General features: G+C 42.1%; 25 protein-coding genes and 3 pseudogenes. 21 read left to right on the forward strand and 7 right to left on the reverse strand.

Translation table 11 applies throughout. From position 1 onward, the window contains the following. The first annotated feature begins 242 nt into the window (after nt 1-242). From ACSQ8P_RS36070 to ACSQ8P_RS36090, 5 genes and pseudogenes are all read left to right on the forward strand, one after another. On the forward strand, nt 243-713 hold the full coding sequence (locus ACSQ8P_RS36070) for a GNAT family N-acetyltransferase (protein WP_436239799.1): 471 nt from the start codon (nt 243-245) through the stop codon (nt 711-713). 345 nt (nt 714-1,058) lie between these two features. Next, nucleotides 1,059-1,397, forward strand: a pseudogene (locus ACSQ8P_RS36075) (FAD-dependent oxidoreductase); the annotation flags it as partial. 49 nt (nt 1,398-1,446) lie between these two features. Further along, nucleotides 1,447-1,958, forward strand: a pseudogene (locus ACSQ8P_RS36080) (TetR/AcrR family transcriptional regulator). Between the two features lie 112 nt (nt 1,959-2,070). Then, nucleotides 2,071-3,027, forward strand: coding sequence for a stalk domain-containing protein (locus ACSQ8P_RS36085; RefSeq protein WP_436239800.1), 957 nt, complete (start codon nt 2,071-2,073; stop codon nt 3,025-3,027). An 889-nt stretch (nt 3,028-3,916) separates the two neighbouring features. Beyond that, entirely contained in the window at nt 3,917-4,123 is a 207-nt protein-coding gene (locus ACSQ8P_RS36090; RefSeq protein ID WP_436239801.1) for a helicase C-terminal domain-containing protein, read from the forward strand. A gap of 270 nt (nt 4,124-4,393) precedes the next feature. Here the strand turns inward: ACSQ8P_RS36090 and ACSQ8P_RS36095 are convergent, their stop codons facing one another. Next, on the reverse strand, nt 4,394-5,764 hold the full coding sequence (locus tag ACSQ8P_RS36095) for a flagellin (protein WP_436239802.1): 1,371 nt from the start codon (nt 5,762-5,764) through the stop codon (nt 4,394-4,396). 176 nt (nt 5,765-5,940) lie between these two features. Next, nucleotides 5,941-6,138, reverse strand: a complete 198-nt coding sequence (locus ACSQ8P_RS36100; protein WP_436239803.1) for a carbon storage regulator — start codon at nt 6,136-6,138, stop codon at nt 5,941-5,943. Nucleotides 6,139-6,557: 419 nt separating this feature from the next. Between ACSQ8P_RS36100 and ACSQ8P_RS36105 the strand changes: the two genes are divergently transcribed. Continuing rightward, a complete protein-coding gene (locus tag ACSQ8P_RS36105; RefSeq protein ID WP_436239804.1) occupies nt 6,558-6,737 on the forward strand; it encodes a carbon storage regulator in 180 nt (59 codons plus the stop codon). Nucleotides 6,738-6,925: 188 nt separating this feature from the next. Here ACSQ8P_RS36105 and ACSQ8P_RS36110 read toward each other — a convergent pair whose 3' ends face one another. Together ACSQ8P_RS36110 and ACSQ8P_RS36115 are read right to left on the reverse strand one after the other, a co-directional pair. After that, on the reverse strand, nt 6,926-7,120 hold the full coding sequence (locus ACSQ8P_RS36110; RefSeq protein ID WP_436239997.1) for a hypothetical protein: 195 nt from the start codon (nt 7,118-7,120) through the stop codon (nt 6,926-6,928). A 231-nt stretch (nt 7,121-7,351) separates the two neighbouring features. Next, nucleotides 7,352-7,852, reverse strand: coding sequence for a GNAT family N-acetyltransferase (locus tag ACSQ8P_RS36115; protein WP_436239805.1), 501 nt, complete (start codon nt 7,850-7,852; stop codon nt 7,352-7,354). A 209-nt stretch (nt 7,853-8,061) separates the two neighbouring features. Between ACSQ8P_RS36115 and ACSQ8P_RS36120 the strand changes: the two genes are divergently transcribed. The 5 genes and pseudogenes from ACSQ8P_RS36120 (at nt 8,062) to ACSQ8P_RS36140 (ending at nt 11,495) form a co-directional block, all read left to right on the forward strand. Then, nucleotides 8,062-8,337: a hypothetical protein gene (locus tag ACSQ8P_RS36120; protein WP_436239806.1), complete on the forward strand. Its 276-nt coding sequence runs from the start codon at nt 8,062-8,064 to the stop codon at nt 8,335-8,337. 465 nt (nt 8,338-8,802) lie between these two features. Then, entirely contained in the window at nt 8,803-9,156 is a 354-nt protein-coding gene (locus ACSQ8P_RS36125) for a MerR family transcriptional regulator (protein ID WP_436239807.1), read from the forward strand. Beyond that, nucleotides 9,143-9,382: a carboxymuconolactone decarboxylase family protein gene (locus tag ACSQ8P_RS36130; RefSeq protein ID WP_436239808.1), complete on the forward strand. Its 240-nt coding sequence runs from the start codon at nt 9,143-9,145 to the stop codon at nt 9,380-9,382. Before ACSQ8P_RS36125 ends, ACSQ8P_RS36130 begins: the two co-directional genes overlap by 14 nt. 680 nt (nt 9,383-10,062) lie before the next feature. Further along, nucleotides 10,063-10,128: pseudogene (locus tag ACSQ8P_RS36135) on the forward strand (hypothetical protein); the annotation flags it as partial. Between the two features lie 647 nt (nt 10,129-10,775). Continuing rightward, entirely contained in the window at nt 10,776-11,495 is a 720-nt protein-coding gene (locus ACSQ8P_RS36140; RefSeq protein WP_436239998.1) for a DL-endopeptidase inhibitor IseA family protein, read from the forward strand. Nucleotides 11,496-12,142: 647 nt separating this feature from the next. On the opposite strand, the gene ACSQ8P_RS36145 is transcribed toward ACSQ8P_RS36140, so the two are convergent. Beyond that, nucleotides 12,143-13,393 carry an MFS transporter gene (locus tag ACSQ8P_RS36145; RefSeq protein WP_436239809.1) on the reverse strand — a complete coding sequence of 417 codons (1,251 nt, stop codon included), beginning with the start codon at nt 13,391-13,393 and terminating at the stop codon, nt 12,143-12,145. Nucleotides 13,394-13,634: 241 nt separating this feature from the next. On the opposite strand from ACSQ8P_RS36145, the gene ACSQ8P_RS36150 reads away from it, so the two are divergent. From ACSQ8P_RS36150 to ACSQ8P_RS36185, 8 genes are all read left to right on the forward strand, one after another. Next, entirely contained in the window at nt 13,635-14,231 is a 597-nt protein-coding gene (locus tag ACSQ8P_RS36150; RefSeq protein WP_436239810.1) for a PAS domain-containing protein, read from the forward strand. 181 nt (nt 14,232-14,412) lie between these two features. Continuing rightward, a complete protein-coding gene (locus ACSQ8P_RS36155) occupies nt 14,413-14,781 on the forward strand; it encodes a hypothetical protein (protein WP_436239811.1) in 369 nt (122 codons plus the stop codon). After that, complete coding sequence (locus ACSQ8P_RS36160; protein ID WP_436239812.1) at nt 14,732-15,013, forward strand: ATP-binding cassette domain-containing protein; 282 nt, start codon at nt 14,732-14,734, stop codon at nt 15,011-15,013. Before ACSQ8P_RS36155 ends, ACSQ8P_RS36160 begins: the two co-directional genes overlap by 50 nt. Next, nucleotides 15,006-15,131, forward strand: coding sequence for a hypothetical protein (locus ACSQ8P_RS36165; RefSeq protein WP_436239813.1), 126 nt, complete (start codon nt 15,006-15,008; stop codon nt 15,129-15,131). The genes ACSQ8P_RS36160 and ACSQ8P_RS36165 overlap by 8 nt, the downstream gene beginning before the upstream one ends. 2 nt (nt 15,132-15,133) lie before the next feature. Next, a complete protein-coding gene (locus ACSQ8P_RS36170) occupies nt 15,134-16,816 on the forward strand; it encodes an FtsX-like permease family protein (RefSeq protein ID WP_436239814.1) in 1,683 nt (560 codons plus the stop codon). 109 nt (nt 16,817-16,925) lie between these two features. Continuing rightward, nucleotides 16,926-17,723: a hypothetical protein gene (locus ACSQ8P_RS36175; protein WP_436239815.1), complete on the forward strand. Its 798-nt coding sequence runs from the start codon at nt 16,926-16,928 to the stop codon at nt 17,721-17,723. Nucleotides 17,724-17,775: 52 nt separating this feature from the next. Beyond that, nucleotides 17,776-17,997: a cation transporter gene (locus ACSQ8P_RS36180; RefSeq protein WP_436239816.1), complete on the forward strand. Its 222-nt coding sequence runs from the start codon at nt 17,776-17,778 to the stop codon at nt 17,995-17,997. A 346-nt stretch (nt 17,998-18,343) separates the two neighbouring features. Further along, nucleotides 18,344-19,759, forward strand: coding sequence for a DJ-1/PfpI family protein (locus ACSQ8P_RS36185; RefSeq protein ID WP_436239817.1), 1,416 nt, complete (start codon nt 18,344-18,346; stop codon nt 19,757-19,759). Between the two features lie 45 nt (nt 19,760-19,804). On the opposite strand, the gene ACSQ8P_RS36190 is transcribed toward ACSQ8P_RS36185, so the two are convergent. Continuing rightward, nucleotides 19,805-20,029 (reverse strand): hypothetical protein, encoded by a 225-nt coding sequence (locus ACSQ8P_RS36190; protein WP_436239818.1) that lies wholly within the window; start codon nt 20,027-20,029, stop codon nt 19,805-19,807. A gap of 207 nt (nt 20,030-20,236) precedes the next feature. After that, the gene (locus ACSQ8P_RS36195; RefSeq protein ID WP_436239819.1) at nt 20,237-21,805 is read right to left on the reverse strand and encodes an IS1182 family transposase; all 1,569 of its coding nucleotides are present in this window, start codon (nt 21,803-21,805) and stop codon (nt 20,237-20,239) included. A gap of 309 nt (nt 21,806-22,114) precedes the next feature. On the opposite strand from ACSQ8P_RS36195, the gene ACSQ8P_RS36200 reads away from it, so the two are divergent. Both ACSQ8P_RS36200 and ACSQ8P_RS36205 read left to right on the forward strand, forming a co-directional pair. After that, nucleotides 22,115-23,872: an ABC transporter ATP-binding protein gene (locus ACSQ8P_RS36200; protein ID WP_436239820.1), complete on the forward strand. Its 1,758-nt coding sequence runs from the start codon at nt 22,115-22,117 to the stop codon at nt 23,870-23,872. Nucleotides 23,873-24,378: 506 nt separating this feature from the next. Continuing rightward, complete coding sequence (locus tag ACSQ8P_RS36205; protein ID WP_436239821.1) at nt 24,379-24,777, forward strand: copper amine oxidase N-terminal domain-containing protein; 399 nt, start codon at nt 24,379-24,381, stop codon at nt 24,775-24,777. Nucleotides 24,778-24,883: the final 106 nt, after the last annotated feature.

Raw genomic sequence — 24,883 nt, forward strand, 5'->3', positions numbered from 1 at the left:
ATATTAATATCAATTTCACAAACCGACCGACGGTCTGTAAATTCATAATGAGAGATAATAGCATCCTCATGTAGTGTAATTACTATGATATATCGGGAATTTGTTACGCTTATTATTGCCTAACTGATGCGACTACATTTTTAACTTATTTAAACCAGGTTAGTAACATTTTATGTACCCTCCAGTTATGGCAGGCAAGGCTCAGAATAATTAACGTTATCACAGTGAAAAGGCGGCAACAAATGAATACCTCTTTAAAACTAGAAGAATTCCAGCCTGATAACCTCAAAATCATATTAGAAATAGTAAATTCTAATCCCTCTTATAATCAAATGGAGAACGGTCTAGAACATCGTACCAGTGAGGAACTTATCGAGGAACTACACTCTCCCAGTCAGTGTTGTCGTTTAATCAATGACGTTGAGGAGACAGTAGGCTTCATTTTATTTCTAGAAAAAAATCCGAATGACGGCTTTCCTTGGATCGGATTGCTTATGATTCATGAAAATTACAAAAGGAAGGGATATGGAAAAGCGGCATTTAGGCTTTTAGAGAAGTATCTACATGAGCAGCGTTGCTCCACCGTACGTATTGGCATTTTAAAAGCAAACCAACCGGCAAAAATCTTCTGGGAATCACTCGGTTTCACTTACTACGACACAAAAATTTCCAACCTCAAAATAGAAGTCGATTGCTATGAAAAATATCTATAATTTTGAGTTGCTGGTATATGCCTAGTTGGAATAGTTACCTAATAGTCTGTTATCAAATGGGTGATACGAAGGAGAGCGACGAAAGTGAAGAGACAATCCAACCGTCTCACTCCTACAGTGTAATGAAAGGCATACTGGGATTGAATGCGATTCGACGATTGGGCCGTTCTGTGGCTCTTCACTTACTTTTAACTCCACTTGTACGATTTATTCTGTAGTAGTCACCAACACAGAGATGAATCTGCCATATTTTATCGTATACATGATGGCAATTATTTCAGTCATGATTTGCAGCAGAAGTACTAAAAAGAAACCTTTATAAGAGAATAAAGGTGAGATTGTCTGCGCGTAATCGACCGTACGAATTTTGTAGAGGAGACTTTTGACAGTCATCACACTCGTCAATTGGCAGCAAAACGATTAGTGGATCGGTCCCGTTATGAAGTGGAAGAATCAGATCGGAACAAGCATCTAGAGCAGGCAAAGCAGCTCTCTTTATTGCTATTGGCTGCAAACGGAAACTCCGAGACCTAACAGAGGCATGGGTTATCCAGGGCTGCGTCTTGATCTCGATGTAACGAGAACGGAGAAGGGGTTAGAAAAGCTCCCTACATTCGGGAGTCCCGTCGAATTGATGCCGAGTTTACCGTGCTGGAGCAGCACACTCGGCCGTCATGGACGGGCACGGACCCGAACGTTTCACAGAAAGGAGGTGACAATCTGATGGGGAAAATTGGAAACGACCATAGTTAATCGCAAATCGGATATTATATCGGCGGCAATCGAGGTGTTTGCGGAAATAGGATTCTACCGTTCAACAACGGCACAGGTTGCGGAACGGGCCAAAATATCACAGCCGTATATTTTTAAATTTTTCTCAACGAAGGAAGCATTGTTGCTGACAGCTCTGGAGGTATCATGGGTGCGAGTGATCGATTCCTTCCGGAAGGTCGTGGAATCTGCATCACCGGAACAGTTGGAGTCCGATCTAATCCAGGCCTATGAGGATATTCTGGACATGTATCAAAATGAAGTTCTGCTCCAGATGCAGGCTCAGACCATGCGTGAATACTCGATCCAGGAAGCGATGCGCAATGGATTCCGGGAAGTCCGTGGAATGGTTTTGGACGCTTTCCGCGTAGCCGGCATTCCGAATGCAGAGGAAAGAACGTTGTTTTCTTAGCCCGGGGTGTGCTGTGCAGTATTTCGGTAGCGCTGGCAATGCCCGAACTGAAGGAAATATGATGAAGAGGATTTCAAGTTGTGAATGGCTAATCAATCTCAGTATGTATTGAGTAGAGTGTAATTGGGAGTTGTCCAAATATCCTCAAAACATTATGAAAGCGCAGGTAATACAATGAAAAACATTTCCACTAAGAAAACCCTCGTTATTATCAGTATCGCATCGCTGGCTTTATCTGTAGGAGCTGTAGCTTACGCTGACTCAACATTGCGTCAGATCTCAGCATATCAAAATCAGGAACTAAAGGTAAAGGTCAATGGAAGTGAAGTAGACATGTCTAGCGAAGACGGTACTATGTATCCAATCGTATATGATGGACATAGTTATGTTTCCGCAAAAGCTGTAGCAGAAAAATTAGGTGCATCCGTTAAGTGGAACAATGACACTCAAACTGTAGAGATCAGTAATGGAGCCAACAGTAGATCCGGTGTACCTGATAAAGACAACACTGTTAAACCACCACCGACACAGGCACCACTTCCGACAACAGCGCCATCAAAGGGCACATCTAGTGATAGTGGCAGCCTGTCTGATCCTGTAGCTTTTGGATCAACTTTTACTTATATAGACAAATATAACTACAATGAAGGCAAAGCTAACAGCACATCCGTAAAATACGCTGTAACTCTTAAGAAGGTTACTCCTATTACACGTGAACAGATTGAGAACTTAGGATTCAGAAAGCCAGAAGCAAGTACTACTGTAGATTATGTTATGGTAGAGCTAAGCGTAAAAGCTACTGAAGCTACGATGAAACATGGAACAAACAGTGGCGAAAGAGAATATACTTACTTGAGAACTTATGTTCTTAAAACTTGGGGATCCAAGACCCTAGACGGTAGCAATAGTATTATTGGTGGAACAGATTATGGATTCGATGGAGCATTACAACTTAATGTAGAAGAGCAAGTAGAATTCACTGAAGTTACACCAGGGTCTTCCAAGTCATACGAAATCCAAGGTAAGATTTTGTTACCTATCTTAAAAGGCCAAAGAAACTTACTAGTACTTCGTAACCAAGATTCAAATTTGGAATACAAGGACACTATGATTCACTTCAAGCTGCAATAGTTCTAAAGATTGGCAAGCTAAGGATACTGACGATACAGTATTAGAACCAATTACTTATAACGGATCTACATACCTTCCAGTACGAGCCGTAGGAGAAGCATTTAAAAGATAGGCTACGATGCAGAAACGAATACAGTTATACTCGGTGATTCTGTGCAAACTGCTTTTTCATCTCGCACGAATCCAGCGGAGATAGGCACCAAACTTCACTTTACAAAAGAAGATATCATGTTCCTTTAAGGGAGATATATCTGTAAATCAAATTATTCGTGGTGATAACGCTTTGACCATGATCAAGTCAGCAAATCAGTTTAATGGCGTACCTGCTACCGGTAAAGAGTATATACTTGCAAGTATAACCAAGGAATTCAAAACACGATGCAAGTGCTGATCTAAGCGGATATAATTTCACTCTTGTTTCATCCACAGGCAAGGATTATGAAAAATGAATTGTAGTAACTCCTGATCCGACTTTTGACACTAAACTCTACGCGGGCGCATCACATACGGGTTGGGTTGTGTTTATCGTCGATAAAAATAGCGCGGCTCCAGTGGTCACATTTGCCAGAAATTACGATAGTTCCGGCGGAGTATGGATTAAAACAGTTAAGTAGAATTTTAAACAGAAATAGATCCACAGTTCATTTCTTCCAGTGGATCTATTTCTGTCAATCTACATTTTGCTGGCGGTACCCCAAGGGGAGGATGATTATTCCGTGATGGTGCCTTCGCCTTTTGCGAAAGAGCAGTTGGAGGTTCTTTCGTGCAGCCGCTTTCGACCCGATATCAGGATCGGGAGCACAGCCGTACGCTGATAGCTCGTTCTATCTACGAGCTATCAGCGGGGTGATCGGGTAATTATTTGGTGTTTTTTCTTTCGTATGCATATATGAGCAGTGTGTATGAGGCTTTTACAGATTTTGTAGGTGAGCTGGAGGATGATAGTCAGCTCAACGTGCTCGTGCAGCAGGCTGGCGGACGGTTAGTCCGCTCCGAAACGGATCACGGCGTGCTGATGTTGATCGACGACCGTTACCTGCAGTTTTTTTATCAGCGTTTGCTGCCAGGGAATGGCGCGACTATACGGTGCTGTTAGTGCAGCAAGGCAAGGGCTAGAGCGTGAAGATGAGGGAAGCAACGTCATTAGGAGGTTGCAGTATTGCGTCAATGATAGAGATTCTTAAAGTACTTACAAAAGGTATCCCATACACTTCTTTGTGTTAAGGGATTTTTTGTTACTTCCTTATTTTCATTTATCCTATCTTGCAATCACATCATCCTGCGCTCGTGCTTACTCTAGAATATATAAAAAGGCAGCCATAGTCAAAACTATGGCTACCAGTGTACGGAATCCTAAGGTCTAATATTAACCACGAAGCAATTGAAGTACGCCTTGAGGCTGTTGGTTAGCTTGAGCCAACATAGCTTGAGCTGCTTGAGCAAGGATGTTGGATTTTGATTGGTTCATCATTTCTTTCGCCATATCTACGTCGCGGATACGGGATTCAGCAGTAGTCAGATTTTCAGATGACGTATTCAAGTTGTTGATAGTGTGCTCCAAGCGGTTTTGGTAAGCACCTAGCTTTGCACGCTCACCCGAAACAGTCTGAATTGAATCAGTAATACTCGTCATAGCTTTAGCAGCACCGGCTGCAGTTGTTATATCAATGCCTTTTATTCCTAAAGAGGTAGAATCCATAGCATTGAGGCTAATATTCATGGTTTGACCTTCATTACCACCAATTTGCATGGACAAAGATCCGTTGACTGTAATATTTGTGTCCGCAGAAGTAGATTTAAGAGTAAAAGTTAACCCATCTGCATTTCCACCATTTACACGAACATTATTTCCATCGTAAGTAAGTGATGCCCCTGCCCCGAAGTTTGTTGCTGTCAAGCCACTTGCGTTAGTACCAGTAGTGCTCAGAGGGGTACCACCAGAAGTATAGTCTACAGTCGCAATAATATCAGCGCCTTCTGTTACAGATAGTGTTTGAGACGCACCAACATCAGTACTTCGAATGCGGAAAGTATTACCAGCACCACCAAAATCGGCAACTACACCTTTAACACCAGCGTTAATTTTATCTGCAAGAGATTGATAGGTATCTGTTGCAGTTGCGTTAATATCTACTCCGTTAATTGTTAATGTACCGGCACCTACGACCGTTGAAGTAGCAGTAGCACCAGTTGCAGTTCCTGTTTTCGCATAGTCAGCCAGTGTTGCTCCAGATGCATCAACAGTGTACGTGCCTTGTTTAGTTGTAGCTGCAGAGTTTGCTTTTCCTACAATTGTTCCATCTGCAACTTTTAGGCCACTTGAACCGTTAAGAAGTTTCTTGGTATTAAACTCAGTTGTATTAGCAATGCGGTCGATTTCAGAACCTAATTGATCTACTTCTTTTTGCATTGCATCACGATCATCGGAAGTATTGGTATCGTTACTCGATTGAACAGCCAACTCGCGCATACGCTGAAGGATGTCATGAGTTTCATTTAGTGCACCTTCACCAGTTTGAATCAAGGAGATACCATCTTGAGCGTTACGAGAAGATTGATCCAATCCGCGGACTTGACCGCGCATTTTTTCGGATATTGCAAGACCAGCAGCGTCATCACCTGCACGGTTGATGCGAAGACCGGAAGACAACTTCTCGATGGACTTGCTTTGGTTGTTCGTGTTGGTAGACAACTGACGATGTGTGTTAAGAGCTGTTACGTTGTGATTGATTCTCATTGATAATTCCTCCTTGGAATGGTTTGGTCAACTTCCATTTTGACCATGGTTTTATATAACAAACCCCGAAAAGGCGGTCTATTAACGAAAAGGAAAAGACGAGTCCTTGTCCGCATTCACTCCGGTATCCTACCGGATGATTGTGGTCAAAGACTCGTCCTTGAGTCTTGCAATTACTACTCTAAATTATAAGAAAATGGTGACGAAGTCATTTCGTCATTAACTGGGTCATATATTTCACCGCGTAATATAGAGACTTCTTTTGGTGCGGTAATCGCAAGACGAAGGTCGCCGTCTTTGCTTTTGATAACTTGAACCTTGATACTATGCCCGATCATTACATATTCACCAGGTTTCCTGCCTAATACCAGCATGATGCGCTCCTCCTTACTTTGCTACCAGTTGAACAAAAAAAGGATGGCTGAATAAACGCATCTCCTTCCGCATCCTGCGGAGAAAGACTACGCCTATCAAGCCATCCTTGACTCATACTGATATTAAATTAATTATTCTTGCTTACATTCATAATATCGACATTAAGATGCAAAAAGTTAATAGCAATTTTTAAAAAAAATTTCCCTTAAACTTTTTGGAAACAGAGCTTATAAGTAACAAGGTTTTCTACAGTGATTAAGAATGTGTTGAAATGATTCTATCGATCCCACTTTACCAGTGAATACAAATCAAAATTGGTAGCGTGAGAACAAACAATAGTGAAACAACAAAAATCTGTCATATTCATATCAAGCAAAGGGTATCGGCCCATCGGTAAATATAAAAGGAGGAAAAATTGATGTTAGTTTTAAAAAGAAAAGCAGGGGAATATATCATCATCGGTGATTGTATAATAGTTCGGATAATCAAAAATAAAGACGGATATCTTCGCCTGGCAATAGATGCGCCCAAGGATTTGCCAATTTGGCGTGGAGAAGTCTACGAAGAGTTACAAGCTAATCAGTTAGAAATTTTCTAAACCAACCTTTTTTCATGACCTATGGGATACGATGCAAAAGAATCCACTGCACTTGTCGCAGTTACTTCTGTGGAAAAAGTTGCAAGAATGCTCCGCTGCTATACGGTGCTGTCTGTGCAGCGATAAATAAAATCTTACACATAAAAAAGCGTTGCACCATGTGCAACGCCTCTTCATGCTCACTATCCCTATAGCGATATTTGATAAATCTTCACGACATCCGCGCGAGTTAGCTTCTGGAAGTTGCCGAAGTCGCCGTAAATCATGGCTTTATCCGCCATGAGCTCGATGCTGGAATCGTCGATGTTGTAATCCGCCAACCGGCTTGGGGGCGCCGATGAAACCAGCGTCCCTAAGTCTTGAAATAGATCCTTTTGTTGAATTTAACAGTGTTGGTTTGAGCTTTCTAAATACATTTATTACTGACCCTTTTAGACAAGAATACCCTTTTGTAAACTTTTTATTCCATATTATTTACCAAAAGGAGATATTCCATTTTTCAGTTTGAAAATAAAAATTTACTCCAATTTGTTATTTGCTCAAGTACAAATTGCAAAGTAGAATATGAGAGGATTGAGTAAGCAATTTCTTCCAATATTTGTAGTCTTGATATACTATATTAATTTCTCAAAGCATTGATAAGGCAGTTTACGAAAAGGAAATCGAATCTCTCCAACCATAGTGTATCCTAAGCGTTTATACATTCCGATTACTGCTGGATTTCCTGTAAAAGCATCCAAACGAATACTTGTGCAACCTTGCAATTTTGCCATTTGTTCTGCAAACTGAAGCAGTTTTTTACCCATACCTTGACCTTGATAATCAGGATGTACGGCCAAACGATGAATAACAGCAGGGCGCCCCGATAAATCACTCCAAATAATACCAGTATATTTATGACTCTGTACTTCATTTACTACAACTGCGCCTATACAATTGTTTGCATGAATGATCGTATACATGTGCTTTTGTTTCAAATCCTTACTTATTACACAGCGGTTCGGATAATAGCGATCCCATTGAAAGACTCCACTAGATCTCAAATTCTGGGTTACCGCAGCGTATAAGTACTTTACTTGTTTAAGATGTTGAATAGTACCTAATATAATATTCATGACTTCGATCCCCTTATCAAAAAAATATAACATATAAATATCCCTTCAGTAGATATCCGTCAAAATGAAGAAGAATATATTGTAAGGCAATTGCTTCTTCTAGGGATATTAATATCAATTGTACAAACCAACCGACGGTCTGTCAATTCATAATGAGAGATAATAGCATCAAATTCATGTAGTGTGATTACTATGAAGGAGGAGACCTAATGAAAACATGGACAAAACATGAAGACCCTACTAATAAATACGGAGCTACATTTACCTTGGGAGACAGAAATGTCGCGTTGCCACCAGGTGCAGTGATTTCTGTAACAAGAGGAGAACTTTTTAATATTCCACGATTGATGATAAAAGGGATGTTAAATCAATTTATTATGAAAGCAATGACTAAAAATGAAGACCTTCTATATGCTGAATTGACTAATACAGGGAGGCGTTGGTCAAACGACGACCGTCATGAAAGATGGCAAGCGTATGAATAAATTCAGGACCAAAGGCTTCCACAATATTACACGAAGATTTTTTAGCTGGGTATTTTATAGTGAAAAAGTACAGTCCTATTTTTTAACGTGGGAGCTTGAGGGGCATCTACCTCCTGCTGAGGAAATCACTACGCATGTAAAAACTTACGGTCGACATTTTTGGTAAAATGGACAAGAAAGCGGATCCAAAAAAATTAAATCCTCTGGAAGAAGACTAATAAATTCTAACTATATTAGAAAATTGTTATAGATGGGGTATTTAATAGACGTTCGGCCTTCAGAATAATTTCGTCTTCTCCGTATGCTAATTTAACTTAAAAATGGACTTGACTTAGAGTTGAATCTAAGGTGTAAGATGTACCCATTCGACAATAGAAGGAGCTCCAAATAATTATGAATATCAAAGAAGCAGCGGAGAAAACCGGGATATCTGCACATACCCTTAGATTTTAAGAAAAAAGTGGTTTGTTCCCAAAAATAAGAAGAACCAAAAGCGGGATTCGTGAATTTACAGACACTGACATTAGCTTTTTAATGTTCTTGGTTGCACTAAAAAAAACGGGTATGTCTTTGGACGATATCGCAGACTTCACGAAAGATGGATGTATTCTCGAAAGAATAGAGTCGGGAGAAATGCCGAAGGCACCGTTAAAAGACCGACTTCGCATCTTAAAGAATCATCGGAACCACATAGTGGAGCAACAGCGCGAAATTGAGTTATTGCTTCATTCCGTTAATAAAAAAATCTCATTTTACGAGCATTACATGGAGTCTGAAGATGAAATCGTGGAGGAGAGTGAACAAAATGTGCAAGAATAGGTATGAAGTCGGGCTAGATATTATGAATAAGGTAGTTGGGGAATTGGGCAGTCATACGCGTGAATCTTTGAAGGAGATTGCCCCCGAATTCGAAAAAATGTTAGTAGAATTTCCGTTTGGGGACATTTATAGCCGTCCAGGATTAGATCTAAAGTCACGTGAAATCGCAACTGTTGCAGCATTAACCGCTCTGGGATATGCTACTCTGAGCCTGAGATCGCTTTAATACCAATTGGTGATGCGTATACAATGTCTCCTCGTGAAGCTGCTAAAGCTGTACGGCTTTTGAACGTAAAGAAAGTAATACCGACGCACTTTGGAGTGCTAGATTTTTTAACTGGTAGACCTAGCGACCTTTTAAGTTTACTATCCGATGTACATGATCTTATTGTTTATGATATTATTCCGGGGGATACTATTATTTATTAATTGTAATTGAAAATGTTAGCATCATTGAGATAACTTTTTTTCTTCTTCATATGCAGTTGGCTTCCGAAAATAAGGTCATAGAACTAAATAAATTAAAAAAGTTGTAGACTGAGAAGATGAAGTTTTAGAACGATTGATGGGATTTGTTAACTGGCATTTATAAAGAAGAAGCAATCGTTATTTACGAACTGGTATTACAGGGAAGCATATGATGAACCAGATGATAGATAATTATAATAAATGAAGCTTTAGATGTTGATATCGTTGGGCAAATAGTAAGAAACATTGAACTTGGTTCTTAGTGTTGTTATCTGGGGTCACTAATGAACAAAATAACAAAGTAGTAGTATAGGGGAGGAATTATTTATGGCTTTAGAAATGAGACTGTGAAAACTGTACAAAAGAACTTCATAAAAATTCGGTAGATTATATTTGTACGCATGAAGTAAAGAAAGTACGAATTATGTATGTCCAAATTGTCGAGGAGAACTTGTGAAGAGGCCTAGAAATAGGGAATCGTCAAGTTGTCCGATTAAATCGTAATAATTTAGGGAATCTCTTCTATTATTTCTTAACTACTAGAAGCACACAACGATAATCAAAGCAAAAGTAGGACAGCACGCCTAATTAAATCATTCATACCGCTTAGTATAAATGATAATTTTTGATTATTTTAAAGCAACGTTTTAGTTAGAAGATAACGTTAAGTCAATATGCACATTCGCGGCTTTTTTTCAAAAAGTTGGTTAAGGAAGCGAGTCCCCTGAAAGAAAAGTTTGATTATGATAGATTAGAGGTGATTTAGATATGGGCAGATGAAAAGGCAGAACTGCTCATTAATTTACTATTACCAAATGATGTTATCTAAAGCCAAACGACTGATTCCAACTGTACAAACTTGTGTTGTAAAAATTTAGAAAACACGAAATTGTAAACGAAATTTTAATATAGTATTGTCTGCTTGACTTAGAGTTGACTTTAAGGAGTAAGATGTATCTAGTCGACAACGAATGAACTGGAAGAAGAGCCATTTAAAGTGCTTTAGCAATAAACAAAGGTGCTTCTAGAGGTTCGGATAAATTGCAATAACTGCAGTACTTGTGACCTGAAGAGTTAGACTATTTAATTGGGATGCCAACGCATTTTTTTATTGGACGTAACTATAAACTAAAGGTGGTATTCTATTGAAAATGAATTGGAAAACATTTGTATGTGGTATGATTGTAGGTTCTGCTCTATTCTCAAGCGTTTCTTTTGCTGCTCCTGCAATTGTAAAAATGATTGTTAACGGAAAGGTAATCACTTCTGAAGTACCGCCTCAAATTATAGACGGAAGCACCATGATCCCCGCACGTGCTTTGGCTGAAGCTCTTGGCGCGGAAGTTATATGGGATCAAGGAAATAATACCGTCATTGTTGAGAGTGAAATTTATAATCAGCTAATGAACGAAAAAGCAGCGGTTCAATTAGCCGGTGCTGCGCAAAGACATTACTGGCATATAGCAAATGGTGGTTCGGGCGTTGAATTAGTTGAAAGAGGTTTTAAAGTAGAAGATAACAGTTATCGGTGGATGGGTAGCGATTTGGATTCCAAAGAAAAGTTAATTACGTATCTAGAAGAAGTTACTTCACCAGAACAATCAGCGGCTTATTGGAAAAAAGAAATCGAAAACGGAATGTTACGCGAAATCAAGGGCAAACTGTCGCAACCAAATGCCGATGGTGGAAGCAATAGGGATTGGAATGCATCCATAGCCACATTAATCAAGGACGGGAACACTCAAAAAACATATTCATTGAAAGTTCCGTTAGGAGGTTCAGATAACTATGAAGTGCACGAAATAAAAGTGAAACTTGTAGAAGGTAAAGGTTGGCGCATTGACGGTACATTAGATTTCATTAAATCATAATATTTTTAAGATTCTTGATGTTTTATAGTCCTTCTATCAGCATTAAGGTAATCTGAAAGAGTGTCTTTGTTTTTCTCTGCCAAATCGGAAAGAATCTAATTATATATGAGGGAGGTCTAACAAAAATGTATTTATTTAACACTTTTCAGCATTCGGATGGATATGTACTCAAAGTCGCAGTCTCACCAAACATTAGCTATTTTTAGAACTTCTCTAATACTAGAAGGATACCCGAAAGTTATGTACGATCCACCCTATGCATTTGGGGGCGTACTTTTCTATACTTGAGGTACGGAAAGAGACACCACAAACTATGCGCATAATCGCGGTGACAACACATTGTAGGGAAATTTGTGTCATTAATGTAGGTACATTTGTTTCAATAGATAAATTGTCAGTTGACAAGAACATTATCTTATTCCCGACAACTAAAACTCTTCGGCAAACTTAGTGAAGAACAGCGTTCTGGCTGTAGCTGTTACGAAAGAACTCAAGTTAAATCCGTGAATTGCGTTTTTCAGATCTTATATTTATTTTTATGTGGCTGTCAGACTTCCCTAAAAATGAGATTTACCTGGATTAAGATTGAACAAGAAAAGAGCGTGCAAACACACGCTCAATTTAACCCAGACTCAATGATGCAGCAGTTAAGCTACCTTTACCTGATTAACCGGTTTAGTACTTCTAACTCTGAGCATCGGGAATATGGCTAATGAACCTAACACGAATAAGCTTGATGCGATGATGTAGATGATACCGAGAGGAAGTTGAGCTTTAAGTACTCCAACCAAGCTCATATTTATAAGCATACCTCCCATAAAAAGCGGATTTAAGATGCCGTTAACTCTACCCACGAACGATTCCTCAGTATGATTAAGAATAAGCGTATTACATGCAATATGAATCAGCGGCACCATCAGGCCGAAGATGAATTGGGTCGCCAGGGCCAGCCACACCAGGGTTACTGACCCCATGATTGCTGTTGAGGCGGCGCAAGCTACAAAGCCTAATAAGAGCATGGCGTGCGGTTTCGCTTTCTTGGAGAGACTCATCGCGAACATTCCCCCAATCACCATACCTACGCCATTTACCGCTGTAAACCATTGTAGGTCTTTGGCGGTCAATCCGAGATGTTCGGTAACCAGAAAAATCCCTAGCGGGTTAACTAGTCCGAGCCCCATCCCTGCTGTTAAGAAAAAACAACCCATGTAGATAATAATCTTATTGGAAATGACATAACGCAACCCCATTATCATTTCCTGCGACAAATTCGCAGTCGGTGCACGTTCTACCTTTCTATTAGAAGGTATGAAAGCCAGCACCGCGGCGGATAGCAAGAAACAGGTTCCCATAATAGCGACTGCCGTGTCTATCCCGAATCGGAAATAAATCAGAGTTCCAAGCATTGGACCTAAGATCATGAAAATTGCCATCATAGTCTGGTATATGGACATACCAAGCTGCAACTGCGTCTCGGGAACGTGGAGCTTGAACAATTTCATTCCTGACGGCTGTGAGAATTGAGACAAAATGGACGAGATTAAAGTAACGAAGAAGATCGCTTTCCACCCGCTATACACCAGCGCCAGCAGTACGATAAATACGGATAACGCACTAAGCAAATCACATATCACCATTGTACGTTTGGGTCTCCAACGGTCGGCAAAAGCCCCGCCAATGAAGGAAAATAGGAAGATGGGGGCAAATTCAGCTACGGATATCAGAGAAATTGCCAAGGGATCCTTATTCGTCTGTTCCGTTACAAAGAGCAATATGGCAAAGTTGCGTACCCAGATGCCCATCTGCAAAAATAGCCCTGACAATAAAATCGATTGTACGAAGCGATTGGTGAAAAACGATAGCATACTTGGGGGATTTCCTTGTGTTTGGGAAGACATAACGATTCAACACCTTTCAATGGAATGAACCCATCATAAGACAGGACTAGATGTCGAGACGCGCAAAATTTGAAAAGCTTCACGCAAAGTTTTGCGGCTTCCACGCAATAAAGCGAATTATCAGGCTCTATTGGGCAAAAAAAGCGGACGTCCGCTTTTTTTGCCCAATAGAGCCTGAAGTATTCATTTATAATAAGCTTTGACCTAAGAAATCTCACTGTAGGAAAAGGAGGCAACTCCAATGAATCAAGTTCCCGTCCAGCCATCTGAAATATATCGAATAGTTGCCGAGAATACATCGGATATCATTGTTTTGGTTGATAACGAGGCCATTGTTCGCTTCGTATCCCCATCCATTAAGTCCTTAGTAGGTTACAACGTTGAAGAATACGTGGGCATGGACGCATTCGATTCTCTTCATCCGGATGACAGAGAACAGGTGCGCCTCTCACATACAGAGGTAATACAATTGAAACAGCTGGTGGAATTGGAATATCGGCTACTACATGCCCAAGGCCATACGGTACATGCGGAAGCTCGAGTTAAGCCCGTTCTGGATAGTGAAGGAAATGTCGAATATGTCGTAGCGGTTGTCAGAGACGTGACCGAAAGAAAAAAAGCGGAGCAATTATTAGAAAACATTTTGGATTATGTAAACGCTGCGGTTTGGTCGACAGACAAAGACTTTGCTAGACACTCGTACTGCTCGGAGAGCTTCGAGAAAATATCCGGATTGCCGCGTTACGAAGTCATGTCCAATCCGATTCGAGTGCATGATCATATTCATCCCGACGATAACACCGTGCTCATGGGAGAAGTGAAACACGTCCGTATATGAAGTTCTTTTCTATGTCATACAGCGGAAGGAATCGAGAGAAATCGAATGCCGCATTACGAAGTCGGAGCAAGGGGAAAAGTTCGTCAGCATAACGTTTGTCCCTATCTTCCTTTCAGGCCAACTGAACGGCATACATGGAATTGTTAAAGATATTACGGAACGGAAACGAGAAGAGAGGGAGTTGATCCAAAGCGAAGAAAGATATAAAGCCCTCCAGCAAAGCTTAAACCGTTTCTCGAACGACCTTACCGATGTCATGAAAGTATCGGAACTTGAAAATCGGCTCATCGATGAGGTAAGGGCGGTCCTGCAGGTCACAAACGTATCAATTAAAGAAGTACCAAAAGGGCAGGAACATGAGATATTGAACAAACAGGATATCTGGGTTCAAATAGGAGAGAAGCAGCAGCCTGTTTACCTAAGGATTGCTATGGATCATGTCCTGCTGAGGATTGAGGAAGAATGGATGGAGACGGCCGTTCATTACGTCACCATTCTCTATGACAATGACCGTAGCAGAGAACGTCGGCCTTTCGCTGTCCGCCAATAAGACGCCTTCTGCAGAAATTGCGTCAAGAGTCGAAGAACTGCTGAAGGATGTCAATCTGGAGGACAAAGCGGCCCATTTCCCATCGCAGTTAAGCGGCGGGCAGCAACAGCGAGTTGCAGTTGCAAGAGCGCTAGCGATGAAGCCGGGACTGATTCTGGCGGATGAGCCGACGGGGGAATCTGGATCAAACGAACGGAGAAGCTATTCTGAAACTTCTGTCGCGGTTGAATAAGCACGAAGGCATTACCGTCGTCATGGTGACCCACGATCATCATGTAGCAAGGATGGCGGATCGAATCATCATGATACGTGATGGAGAAGTGGTTCAGGACGGAGGGGACCGGCTGTGAACATGTGGCAAGTCGCATGGCGCAACTTCATGCGCCGCAAGCTTCGTACGCTGCTCACCTTTCTGTCGATCGTCATTGGCATGGCTTCGACCTTCGCCGTGACCGCTTCCGTCGATACCGCCAAGAGGACCTTTCCGCTGTATTTGAAAGCGGCCTTCGGCAAAGCGGATTACCTCGTTTCCGGTACGGACACTTATATGCCGGAAGAGGTATTTCACGACTTCGAGAAGCTGGACAAAACGGCTTCTATCGCTGTCCTGAAGCAAAGTACGAAGCTGTACCTGGAGCAAGAAGGGATTTCCGCCCTTCAGAAGAGGGTGGAGCTTAGCGGTTACTCACGAATGAATACACAGCTTACGAATTTCCAAGTGGTCAAAGGAAGCTTGACATCCGACGGAGCCGTCATTACGGAAAGAACGTCAAAAGCGTGGAAGACCGACGTGGGAGACACGATTTCCTTCGATACCGTTCAAGGTACCAAAAGCATACGAGTATCCGCCATCGTAAAGTATACGGCCGAGCTGATGGGGCCCTCCAGTTGGATGATGGCAAAGTATCATCCCTGGTCGGCAGCCGTCCCGCTTTCTGTACTGCAGGACTGGTTCGGGCTGGCCGGGAAAATTCAGAACGTGCAAATCAAGTCCCTTCACGAGTCTGACCGGAATGCATTAGAGCAACAGGCGAGCGAATTTGTGAAACATTACGGAAATATGTATATGCAGCCCGTCCTGGTCGATTTCGGTTCCGTCAGCGAATCGGGCACCTTTTTCCTGGCGCTCTACTTGGCCGGATTTCTCGGCATCGCGCTCAGCGGGTTTATCATTTTCAACAGCCTGTACGTCAGCGTCAAAGAGCGGAAGCAGGAATTTGCCGTTCTGAAGACGATCGGATATTTACCCCAGCAATTACGGTCTTTTGTCCTCTTCGAGGTATTGCTGCTGTCGATCGCGGGAACGGCCGTCGGTTTGTTGCTCGGATACGGCTTCGGTGGCTTCTTAACCAGGCTCATCTACATGGTGTTCGAAATTCATGAAGGTGGAAGCATGTTGATTCTCAAAGGCGTTGCGGTTTTCGTGATGTCAGGTTTGCTGGTTCCGTTCGCGGCCGCTTGGATCCCGATTCTCCAAGTGGGCAAGATCAGCGTTATCGAGGCGCTCAAGCCAAAACGCACCGAGGCGTTCTCCCGCAAGTGGCTTCTGATCGTCTCCAGCTTCTTCATCAAGCATTTGCTTCTTATTGTGCCGTTAATGCTTGGGATCACACTTGTTTACCCGTACTTGTTTAAACTTTTGATGTTCCTTTTGCGGCCGGTCTATCGGCGGATATTTGGATTCAGCGGCCAACTGGCCGCCAGCAATATTAAACGGAATTCGGGCCGAACTTCGATGACCTCCGTCATTCTCTGCTGGGGCATTGCGATGGTGGTTCTGATGAGCTCGATGAATTCGGCAGTTATTCAGTCTTACGAAAAAGTCGTCTTTTCCTCTTACTGCGGCAACCTGGATATCCATTTCCACCACACGGAAAAATCGGATGTAGAGCAGCTGAAACGCATCCCGGGTGTTGCCGATGCGAGGACGTATCCGCTTTATTCCGCCAACTGGACCTTAAACGGCCAGCAGCGCAAGCTCCCCGTATTCGGCGTAGGGGAATGGATCGACAGTTTCCCGTTATTCGCAGTATAGGACAGAAGGCGCAGCGATCTGGTAGGAAAGCTGCAGCCGGACGAAATCATTCTGGATAAAATCGCCTACAAAGCTTGGGGCGTCAAGGTAGGGGACAGGAGTTTTGTATGTGCTTCTATTGATGATTATCCTAACTTTGCAGCTAGCTGCTTGTGGAACGAAACCATCATGGGAGAACGAAGAAGTGACGGCCGTAGGCACGAGAATTCTTTCTGACGATGTGAAAGCGGTCTGGACGATTGATGACGATCCAGCGTCCGGGTCCGGGATGAAGAAACTAATCCGGCTTGAAATCAAAAAGAAGGATGGCGGACGGATCGATGAGTTCGAAGTGAATCACGAAAAGTTGCTCCATCTGATGGTGATCAGCAAGGATTTATCCTACTTCAATCATATCCATCCCGATTATAAGGGAAACGGCGTGTTCGAAATTGCAAATGACTTCCCCGCAGGTGGCGAATACCGGCTGATAGCCGATTTCAAGCCAGCCGGCAGCGATTCCATGACGAAGATGGAATGGGTTCGGATCAAAGGAGAAAGCGTGAAGCTCATCCCGATCGTCCCGGATACGAGTCTGGACAAAACCTTCGATGGCAAGCGGGTGAAGCTTGTTATGGTTCAACCGGCGGCGGGCAAGGAGCTGACACTTAAGTTTACTTTCGCCGATGCTGAAACAGGACAGCCGATTACCGACCTGCAGCCCTATTTAGGAGCAATCGGACATGTGGTAGTATTGACGGAAGACGGAGAACAATATTTGCACGTACATGCGGAAGAAGGTCAAGGGACGGGACCGGATGCTGTATTTGAAGCATCGTTTCCGAAGAGTGGAGTCTATAATATATGGGGACAGTTTCAAAGAGACAATCAAGTGTTTACGGCATCCTATGTTGTAAACGTTCCATAATGAACGGTATTCGCATGGCTGTTATATATCTTGTAAGGGTGGTGAAATCATCATGCAAAATGTTACGTTAAGTGTCCAGGGAATGAGCTGCAATCATTGTGTACTTACAGTCTCGGGTGCTGTATATAAGCTCGGTGCGACCGCAACCGTCGATTTAGCCTCAGGGTCCGTGGCGGTACTATTCGATCCGAATAAGCTTTCTCAGGAAGCGATCCAAGCTGCGATTGAAGAGCATGGTTACGACGTAACCGGATTCAAAGCATCCATAATTTAATAAGGGATTGAAGTTCCCTCTGACCAGCTACTGATTGCTGGACGAGGGGATTTTTTTATAGGTATGATCATGTTTTGCGTGCTGACCGCAATCTTTTGCGTCTCGGCGTGCATTGTTTGCGCGCTACAGGTTCTCTAATTGCGATAAGTTGAGTTATGACGAAAATGGTACTGTTGAGAAATTATAGGATGCAAAGGGGCGAGAAAATGAATCGGGACCGTTGATTAAATCCGATGGGGATAATCTGTCCTATCGGCTTACTCTGAAGTTTTGGGTCTATACATTTAAAAAATTTCAATAAGGAATCAGGGTATTTTAGATATGATTACGAGGAGGAAAAAAGAAAATGAAGAAGTTATTTCTACGTTTAGCTGTTTATGTATTGATTTTCGTTGTGTTTGTGGGGGGGATCGGGTTGTATGGCTTTAATCGGCATCAAAAAGATTTTTACTTAAACGTCCGCCATGAGCCGGTTCCTTCGCTACAAGGAGTAAATATACCTGAGCACAATCCCAATAAACCTACAGTAGCAATCGTATTAGCGGATTCAATAATTCCAACGGAAGACTTTGATTTTCTTATTCCTTACACACTGTTGTCGATGACAGATGCTTATAATGTATACGCCGTTGCACCGGACAAAAACGTGAAGTCCTTATCAGGCGGACTGGATGTAATACCACATTACTCTTATAAAGAACTGGATACCCTATTAAATAAAAGCCCTGATATTATTGTGGTCCCTTATATGCCCATAGCAGATGAACAGAAATATCAACCTACTCGCGAATGGATTCAACAACATTCCAGCAGTAAAACCACCACTTTTTTCAGCATTTGTGGTGGGTCACAGAATCTTGCCGATGCAGGTTTATTAAAAGGGAAATCAGCCACCTCACACTGGCAATTCGTTCCCATATTAATGAAGCAATATCCTGATACACTTTGGAAAGAGGATATGAGGTACGTTCAAGAAGGAAATACCTTAACTTCAGCCGGTCAAAGCGCAGGTATTGATGCAGTACTTCACCTGATATCTCAAAAACTAGGAGAACCCGTGGCTGCAAAAATATCTAAGGAAATTAGTTATCCTTCTTACCAATTCGTTCAAAATCCAAAGGTGGACCACCCTTTTTACGTGGATATAAAATTTGCAACATATTGGCTAAATCTTGGATTCCATTGGAATAAGAAACAGATGGGTGTACTTCTGTATAAAGGTATGGAAGAATTAGCTTTATCTTCTTTATTTGATTCTTATGGAGACACCGGAACGACACAAGTCTCGACCGTTTCTAGTTCGGATGCACCAATTTCTACAAAACATCATCTTAATATACTGGCCAGGCATCAAATATCGAATGCTCCTAAGTTGGACAAAATGATCATACCAGGTGGCGACGCAAAATCACTAGCCGCAGCAGAAATAAGGCTTTGGAGTGAAAAGGGTAATGCTAAAGAGACCCTCATTATTCATAGTGATTCACCAAACAGATATGTATTCGAAGCACCATTGGAAGACTTAGCTAAACAAGAAGACCTATTAACTGCCAAGCACGCTATAAAACGATTTGAATATCGTGCAAATGGTATCCATCTTGAAGGCAAACCGCTGCCATTTAGAACATACAGCAATATGCTGTTAACCGGTTTACTGGCATTGTTGGTAGCTTTCTATATAGACAGACGATTCATTATGAAGAAGAGAACTTCCAAAGTAATTAATACCTCACTGGAAATTTCAAATGGATTAAAGGGCTAGGTTAGTTAAACGACCTTCTGACAACTGCAAGAAAATAGCTAGCAATTAAACTGGATTTTGAAACATTAGATTTAGAATGGAAAAGGTTGAAACAAATATTTGTTGCGTACCCCCGTCGAGCCCTTCCAGATCAATCATGAGAAGCTGCTGCATCTGATCGTTATAGTTAGGGACTTGTCCTACTTCAATCATATCCACCAGGAGTATAAGGGAGAGAGCGTATTCGAGATCGAGAACGCTTTTCCTGCGGACGGTGACTATCCGGGTCATTGCCGATTTCAAGCCGGAGAACGGCGTCTCCATGACCAAGATGGAGTGGGTCCACGTGGAAGGGAAGAAGGTGGAGGCTACATAGGGTCGTACCGGGGCAGGTACAAGATATCCTATAGGATCGAGGCTGTCTCAAAAGTAACTACTAAATAATTATAGAGACAGACTCAAGCTTTGGAATAGGTGAAAAATTGAATGAAAAAGGATCTAAGCGACTTGTTTGCGCTTAGATCCTTTGTTTTTGGCGTCTACGGCTGCTTTCTTGAGCAGATTATGGGCAAGGGAAAGCCAACCGACCTCCAGACTTACTTTGGGTAAGCCTCGAAGCATAAACCTTTTGAAACCTCGGTTGTTCTTCATGTCTCCAAACACAGGCTCTGGCTCGATCATCCGCCGAACCGCAAGGGCGTAACCTTCTTCGCTTCGGAGCTTTTCGCGTGCTTGGTTTTTCAAACGTAAGTACTTCAGACTGACTTTAACTTCTCTATTACCTTCAGCTTTCGTACACTGTGGTTTCAGGGGACATCCTTCACAGCCTATGCTTCGGTAATGGCGATACTCGATTTCGTATCCACTTTCGGTTTTCTCCTTGCTCGCTCTCCGGAAAATAAGTGTTTGCCCCAACGCGCATGTCCATGTGTCTTGTTCGGTGTTATACGTCCAATTGTCGATTTTACTAATATCCTTTTGCCATGCCTTACTTTTCTCGCGGTGGTAGGTGCTATATTTGACGATGGCTTCGACTTCATTTCCCTCTAAATAGTCGTAGTTTTCTTCGCCGCCGTATCCTGCATCTGCGATGACGGTAGCTGGTAGTTTACCAAGAGCAGACTTTACTTTCTCTAGATGAGGGATGAGACAGCGCGTGTCGGTAGGCCGCTGATGCACGCTGTATCCAAGAATGAATTGATTTTCGGTGCCAATATGCACATTGTAGCCAGGCTTCAACTGACCGTTGCGCATGTGGTCTTCTTTCATCCGCATAAACGTAGCGTCTTTGTCGGTCTTACTATAGCTATTTCGGTTTCCTAAAATTTCTTGATGAGATTCATACGTTTGGAGGCGAGGGAGCAAGTCTTTACGGAGCACGCGCACAGCCTTTTTCAGAGGCTTGTCCTTTGGTTTAGCTTGCAGTCTTTCTTCCAATAGTTTGACCGCAGTCTCTAATTTTTGACTTGTGATTTCAGACACTTCACCCAGTTCACTCAGGTCTTGGCCGGCGTGCACCCGCTCTTCTTGGCTCTCGGCTTCTTCAATGGTGGCAAACAGTGTCTGTACTTTCTCCTGAAGTTTCGCTTTATGCTTCACGACAGCTTTACCCCAAACAAACGTATACCGATTGGCATTCGCTTCGATTTTGGTTCCGTCAACAAAGTAATGCTCAAGCCCCACGTATTTCTCGTCCGCTAAAAACTGCAGAACCGCGGTGAATACGGTCTCTAGCACAGCTTTCATTCGTTCGGACCGAAACCGATTGATGGTACGGAAGTCCGGACGCTGTCTGCCGGCGATCCACATGAACACGATATTTTCGCGAATAGCTTTTGCAATTTGACGGGATGAGTACAAGCGCTGAGTGTATGCGTAAATGATAACTTTCGTGAGCATCTTAGGATGGTAACTGTCTCGCCCGCCACCTGGATAAGCGGCATCGAAGATGGCGTCGTCTAGACGATTTACTGCCGCATTAACAACTCGAACGAGGTGGTTTTGGGGGATATCTTCTTCCAGATCCATTGGCAGCATAAGTTGATCCATGGTATATTTAAGAAACAAAGAAATCTCTCCTTACGTTTAAATGGTTGGGTGGTACCTCCATTTTACCAAAGAGAGATTTCTTTTTGTTATTTTAATGCAAAAAAACAAGGCTATCTCTTAGGTCTTTTTAGACCTTTTGAGACAGCCTCATTTTTTTCTTTGAGCTTCATTGTTTGCGCGCAGGCCGCAATCTTTTGCGGTGTAGTGTTCATTGTTTGCGCGTTGCAGGCTCGCGTTTCAAGATAAGATGGTTTCAGACGGGAAGGCGGCGAAAAGAGCCCTATACCTGAACATTTAAGTTATATACGTGTGAAGGAGGCCTGTCAGTTGAGTACGTTCAAGAGTTTTTTACCTTATGTAAATAAAGAAAAGAAGTTTTACATTTTGGGGTTTGTCGGCAGCTTATTTCGTTTTCTTATCCCGCTCTCTATTCCGCTTGTATTTAGATATCTGTTCGATAATCTTCTTCAGAATGAAGCCTTATCCCGTACAGACAAAATAGCGCAATTGCTGTTCATTGCGGTTATGATGGTTGCGATCTTTTTTGTTGTCCGTGCGCCGATGGAGTATGTGAGACAGTTTTTCATGCATAAGGGGAATAACAATGTGATCAAAGCGCTTCGCAAAGAGGCTTTCCATAAAGTGCATACCTTGGATGCAAAATATTTCGCTAATAATAAAAGCGGAGAAATCGGAACCCGGTTTTTCGACGATATCGAAAGAATAAGAGGGTTCATGACGGCCGTTTTCTCTAACGTTTGGATTGAAACGATTGTACTGATTTTTGTGATCGGCGTGATGTTTACTTTAAACGTGAAATTGACGCTGCTTTCTGTACTGCTGACAGGCATTCAATTTGCGCTGGCCCATCTTCTTTCGAAGAGACTAAAACAAACGACGCGTTCCATGATGAATTACCGTTCGATTCTTAGCGGCTTTATTATGGAAAAAATTCAAGGATACTTCTTATCCAATCTGTTCTCTTCGGTAAAAAAGGATGAAGAGGAACTCGACCAGCATTTGCAGCACTACGAGCGAATAACCGATAAGCAAGACGTGCTCAATGCGATATCGTTAGCTTCCGTTAACGTATTAAGCGATGTAACGCCTTTTATTGTGGTAGCTATCGGCAGTATGTACGTCATCGACGGCAGATTAACCCTCGGAAGCTTGATCGCTTTCTTTGCTTATGTGGATCGTATGAAAAGTCCCGTTGCGGCTTTGGTTCAAGCATTTCCGACGATCGCTGAAGGAAGTGTGGCTCTGCAAAGAGTTTTTGATTTCTTCGCTACGCCATCGGTAATTAAAGAAATCGATCGGCCTGTTCATCTAAAAGCGTTCACGGATTCTATTCGTTTTGATCATGTCTCTTTTTCATACGATGGCAATAGCGAAGTGCTTAAGGATATCTCCTTCACGCTCGAAAAAGGCAAGACCTATGCATTTGTCGGAGGCAGCGGTGGGGGCAAGAGTACGGTGCTTCAACTGTTGACCCGACTGTATGATGTGGATCGCGGTGAAGTTCTGATCGATGGCGTGAATATCAAAAACTATTCCATATCCAGTCTTAGGGAGCATACGGGAGTCGTTTCGCAGGATAGCTTTCTCTATAGCTCTTCGGTGAAAGACAACATTAAAATGGCGAAGCTTGATGCTACCGATGATGAAATAATTGTTGCAGCGAAAAAAGCTTTTGCCCACGATTTCATATGCATGTTAGCTAATGGCTATCAGACGGAAATTGGCGAAAGAGGAATAAAACTATCGGGTGGTCAGAAGCAACGGATTGCTCTTGCCCGCGTCTTTTTAAAAAATCCGGCAATGATCTTACTTGATGAAGCGACCAGTGCCCTTGATAACGAAAGCGAAAAGCTCGTTCAAGCATCGATTCATCAAATTGATCGCGAGAAAACGATTATTATGGTGGCGCACCGTCTTTCTACCGTACTGCATGCAGATAAGATTCTTGTTGTTAAAAATGGCCGGATCATCGAAAGCGGAACTCACAGGGATTTGTTGGGAATAAATGGTTATTACAAAGAGTTATATGATAAACAAAATTCAGATGATGTGTACTCCTTTTAACTGAAAACAACGAGGTGTTTGGAAATGAATATATACGCTTTAGAGATTTTAATGCTTCAATGTAAAAATGAAATTGAAAAGGAAGCAAGGGACGGATGGAAATGGAAGACAGAGAAGTATGTACAAATCATTAAATTCGCTTGTTTGAGCTCCACAAAAAGAACTGCAGGAAAAGTGAATAGTTAGAAGGGGGTTGTTGGAAATTTTAACTAGCGCATTTTATGTGAAAACACCAAGTTGTTGTTGTGTGTGGGAAATGGGATCAAGTTCTTGTCATTTATGACATCAAGTTCTTGTCAACTGATATATGGTGTGTAACACGGAAAAAACCATCCACAGTAAAGATTAGTTCTCATTTAAATAAAGCAAAAAAATCGATAAAGAATGGAATCTTCTTTATCGATTTTTTGCATATCCATAATGATTCTTTGCTGACTCACTATCCCTAGCTCATTCGCTCGGGCCGATCAAGCGAACATAGCGGGACTAATCCTAGTTATGTTCCATTGAACGTATTTTCCTCTAAAACTATTATTGGTACGAAAAAAAATAAAGAAATTAAATTACAAGTGGATAACACACAGGCGATGGTTGATGGTAAACAAGTAATTCTTGATATTCCGCCAAAAATAATTAACGGAAATACAATGGTTCCATTACGGTTTCTTGGAGAAAGTTCTGGTGCTAAAGTTGAGTATACATATTATCCTCATCCTTACAGCACAAGAACAATAACAGATGACGAGAAGACTTTAAGATCCGCTTATAACGATGCACTATATACATATAACGTTGAAAAAGAGAACTTTGAGCAGGTTAGGAAAGAGTATAATGCTACCGTTAATAATTCTTCTACGAACAACCCACAAGACGATATACCTAATTATTATATTGTAGGGGATTAATCTCTAGAGATCCATTCATCGTATTTGGTGTCACAGGCAGCGAAAACGCTCCTTTAAATGATCCGGGCTTTATAACAATAGCATCTAATATTTTAATTACAAATCC

This window comes from Paenibacillus sp. LjRoot153 (assembly GCF_964253085.1).
Lineage (GTDB): Bacteria > Bacillota > Bacilli > Paenibacillales > NBRC-103111 > Paenibacillus_E.

Bases quoted from the DNA above. Each gene is read 5' to 3' on its own strand.
- ACSQ8P_RS36070 (WP_436239799.1), top strand. From the start codon at position 243: ATGAATACCTCTTTAAAACTAGAAGAATTCCAGCCTGATAACCTCAAA.
- ACSQ8P_RS36085 (WP_436239800.1), top strand. From the start codon at position 2,071: ATGAAAAACATTTCCACTAAGAAAACCCTCGTTATTATCAGTATCGCA.
- ACSQ8P_RS36090 (WP_436239801.1), top strand. From the start codon at position 3,917: ATGAGCAGTGTGTATGAGGCTTTTACAGATTTTGTAGGTGAGCTGGAG.
- ACSQ8P_RS36095 (WP_436239802.1), bottom strand. From the start codon at position 5,764: ATGAGAATCAATCACAACGTAACAGCTCTTAACACACATCGTCAGTTG.
- ACSQ8P_RS36100 (WP_436239803.1), bottom strand. From the start codon at position 6,138: ATGCTGGTATTAGGCAGGAAACCTGGTGAATATGTAATGATCGGGCAT.
- ACSQ8P_RS36105 (WP_436239804.1), top strand. From the start codon at position 6,558: ATGTTAGTTTTAAAAAGAAAAGCAGGGGAATATATCATCATCGGTGAT.
- ACSQ8P_RS36115 (WP_436239805.1), bottom strand. From the start codon at position 7,852: ATGAATATTATATTAGGTACTATTCAACATCTTAAACAAGTAAAGTAC.
- ACSQ8P_RS36120 (WP_436239806.1), top strand. From the start codon at position 8,062: ATGAAAACATGGACAAAACATGAAGACCCTACTAATAAATACGGAGCT.
- ACSQ8P_RS36130 (WP_436239808.1), top strand. From the start codon at position 9,143: ATGTGCAAGAATAGGTATGAAGTCGGGCTAGATATTATGAATAAGGTA.
- ACSQ8P_RS36140 (WP_436239998.1), top strand. From the start codon at position 10,776: ATGAATTGGAAAACATTTGTATGTGGTATGATTGTAGGTTCTGCTCTA.
- ACSQ8P_RS36145 (WP_436239809.1), bottom strand. From the start codon at position 13,393: ATGTCTTCCCAAACACAAGGAAATCCCCCAAGTATGCTATCGTTTTTC.
- ACSQ8P_RS36150 (WP_436239810.1), top strand. From the start codon at position 13,635: ATGAATCAAGTTCCCGTCCAGCCATCTGAAATATATCGAATAGTTGCC.
- ACSQ8P_RS36160 (WP_436239812.1), top strand. From the start codon at position 14,732: ATGACAATGACCGTAGCAGAGAACGTCGGCCTTTCGCTGTCCGCCAAT.
- ACSQ8P_RS36170 (WP_436239814.1), top strand. From the start codon at position 15,134: ATGTGGCAAGTCGCATGGCGCAACTTCATGCGCCGCAAGCTTCGTACG.
- ACSQ8P_RS36180 (WP_436239816.1), top strand. From the start codon at position 17,776: ATGCAAAATGTTACGTTAAGTGTCCAGGGAATGAGCTGCAATCATTGT.
- ACSQ8P_RS36185 (WP_436239817.1), top strand. From the start codon at position 18,344: ATGAAGAAGTTATTTCTACGTTTAGCTGTTTATGTATTGATTTTCGTT.
- ACSQ8P_RS36190 (WP_436239818.1), bottom strand. From the start codon at position 20,029: ATGACCCGGATAGTCACCGTCCGCAGGAAAAGCGTTCTCGATCTCGAA.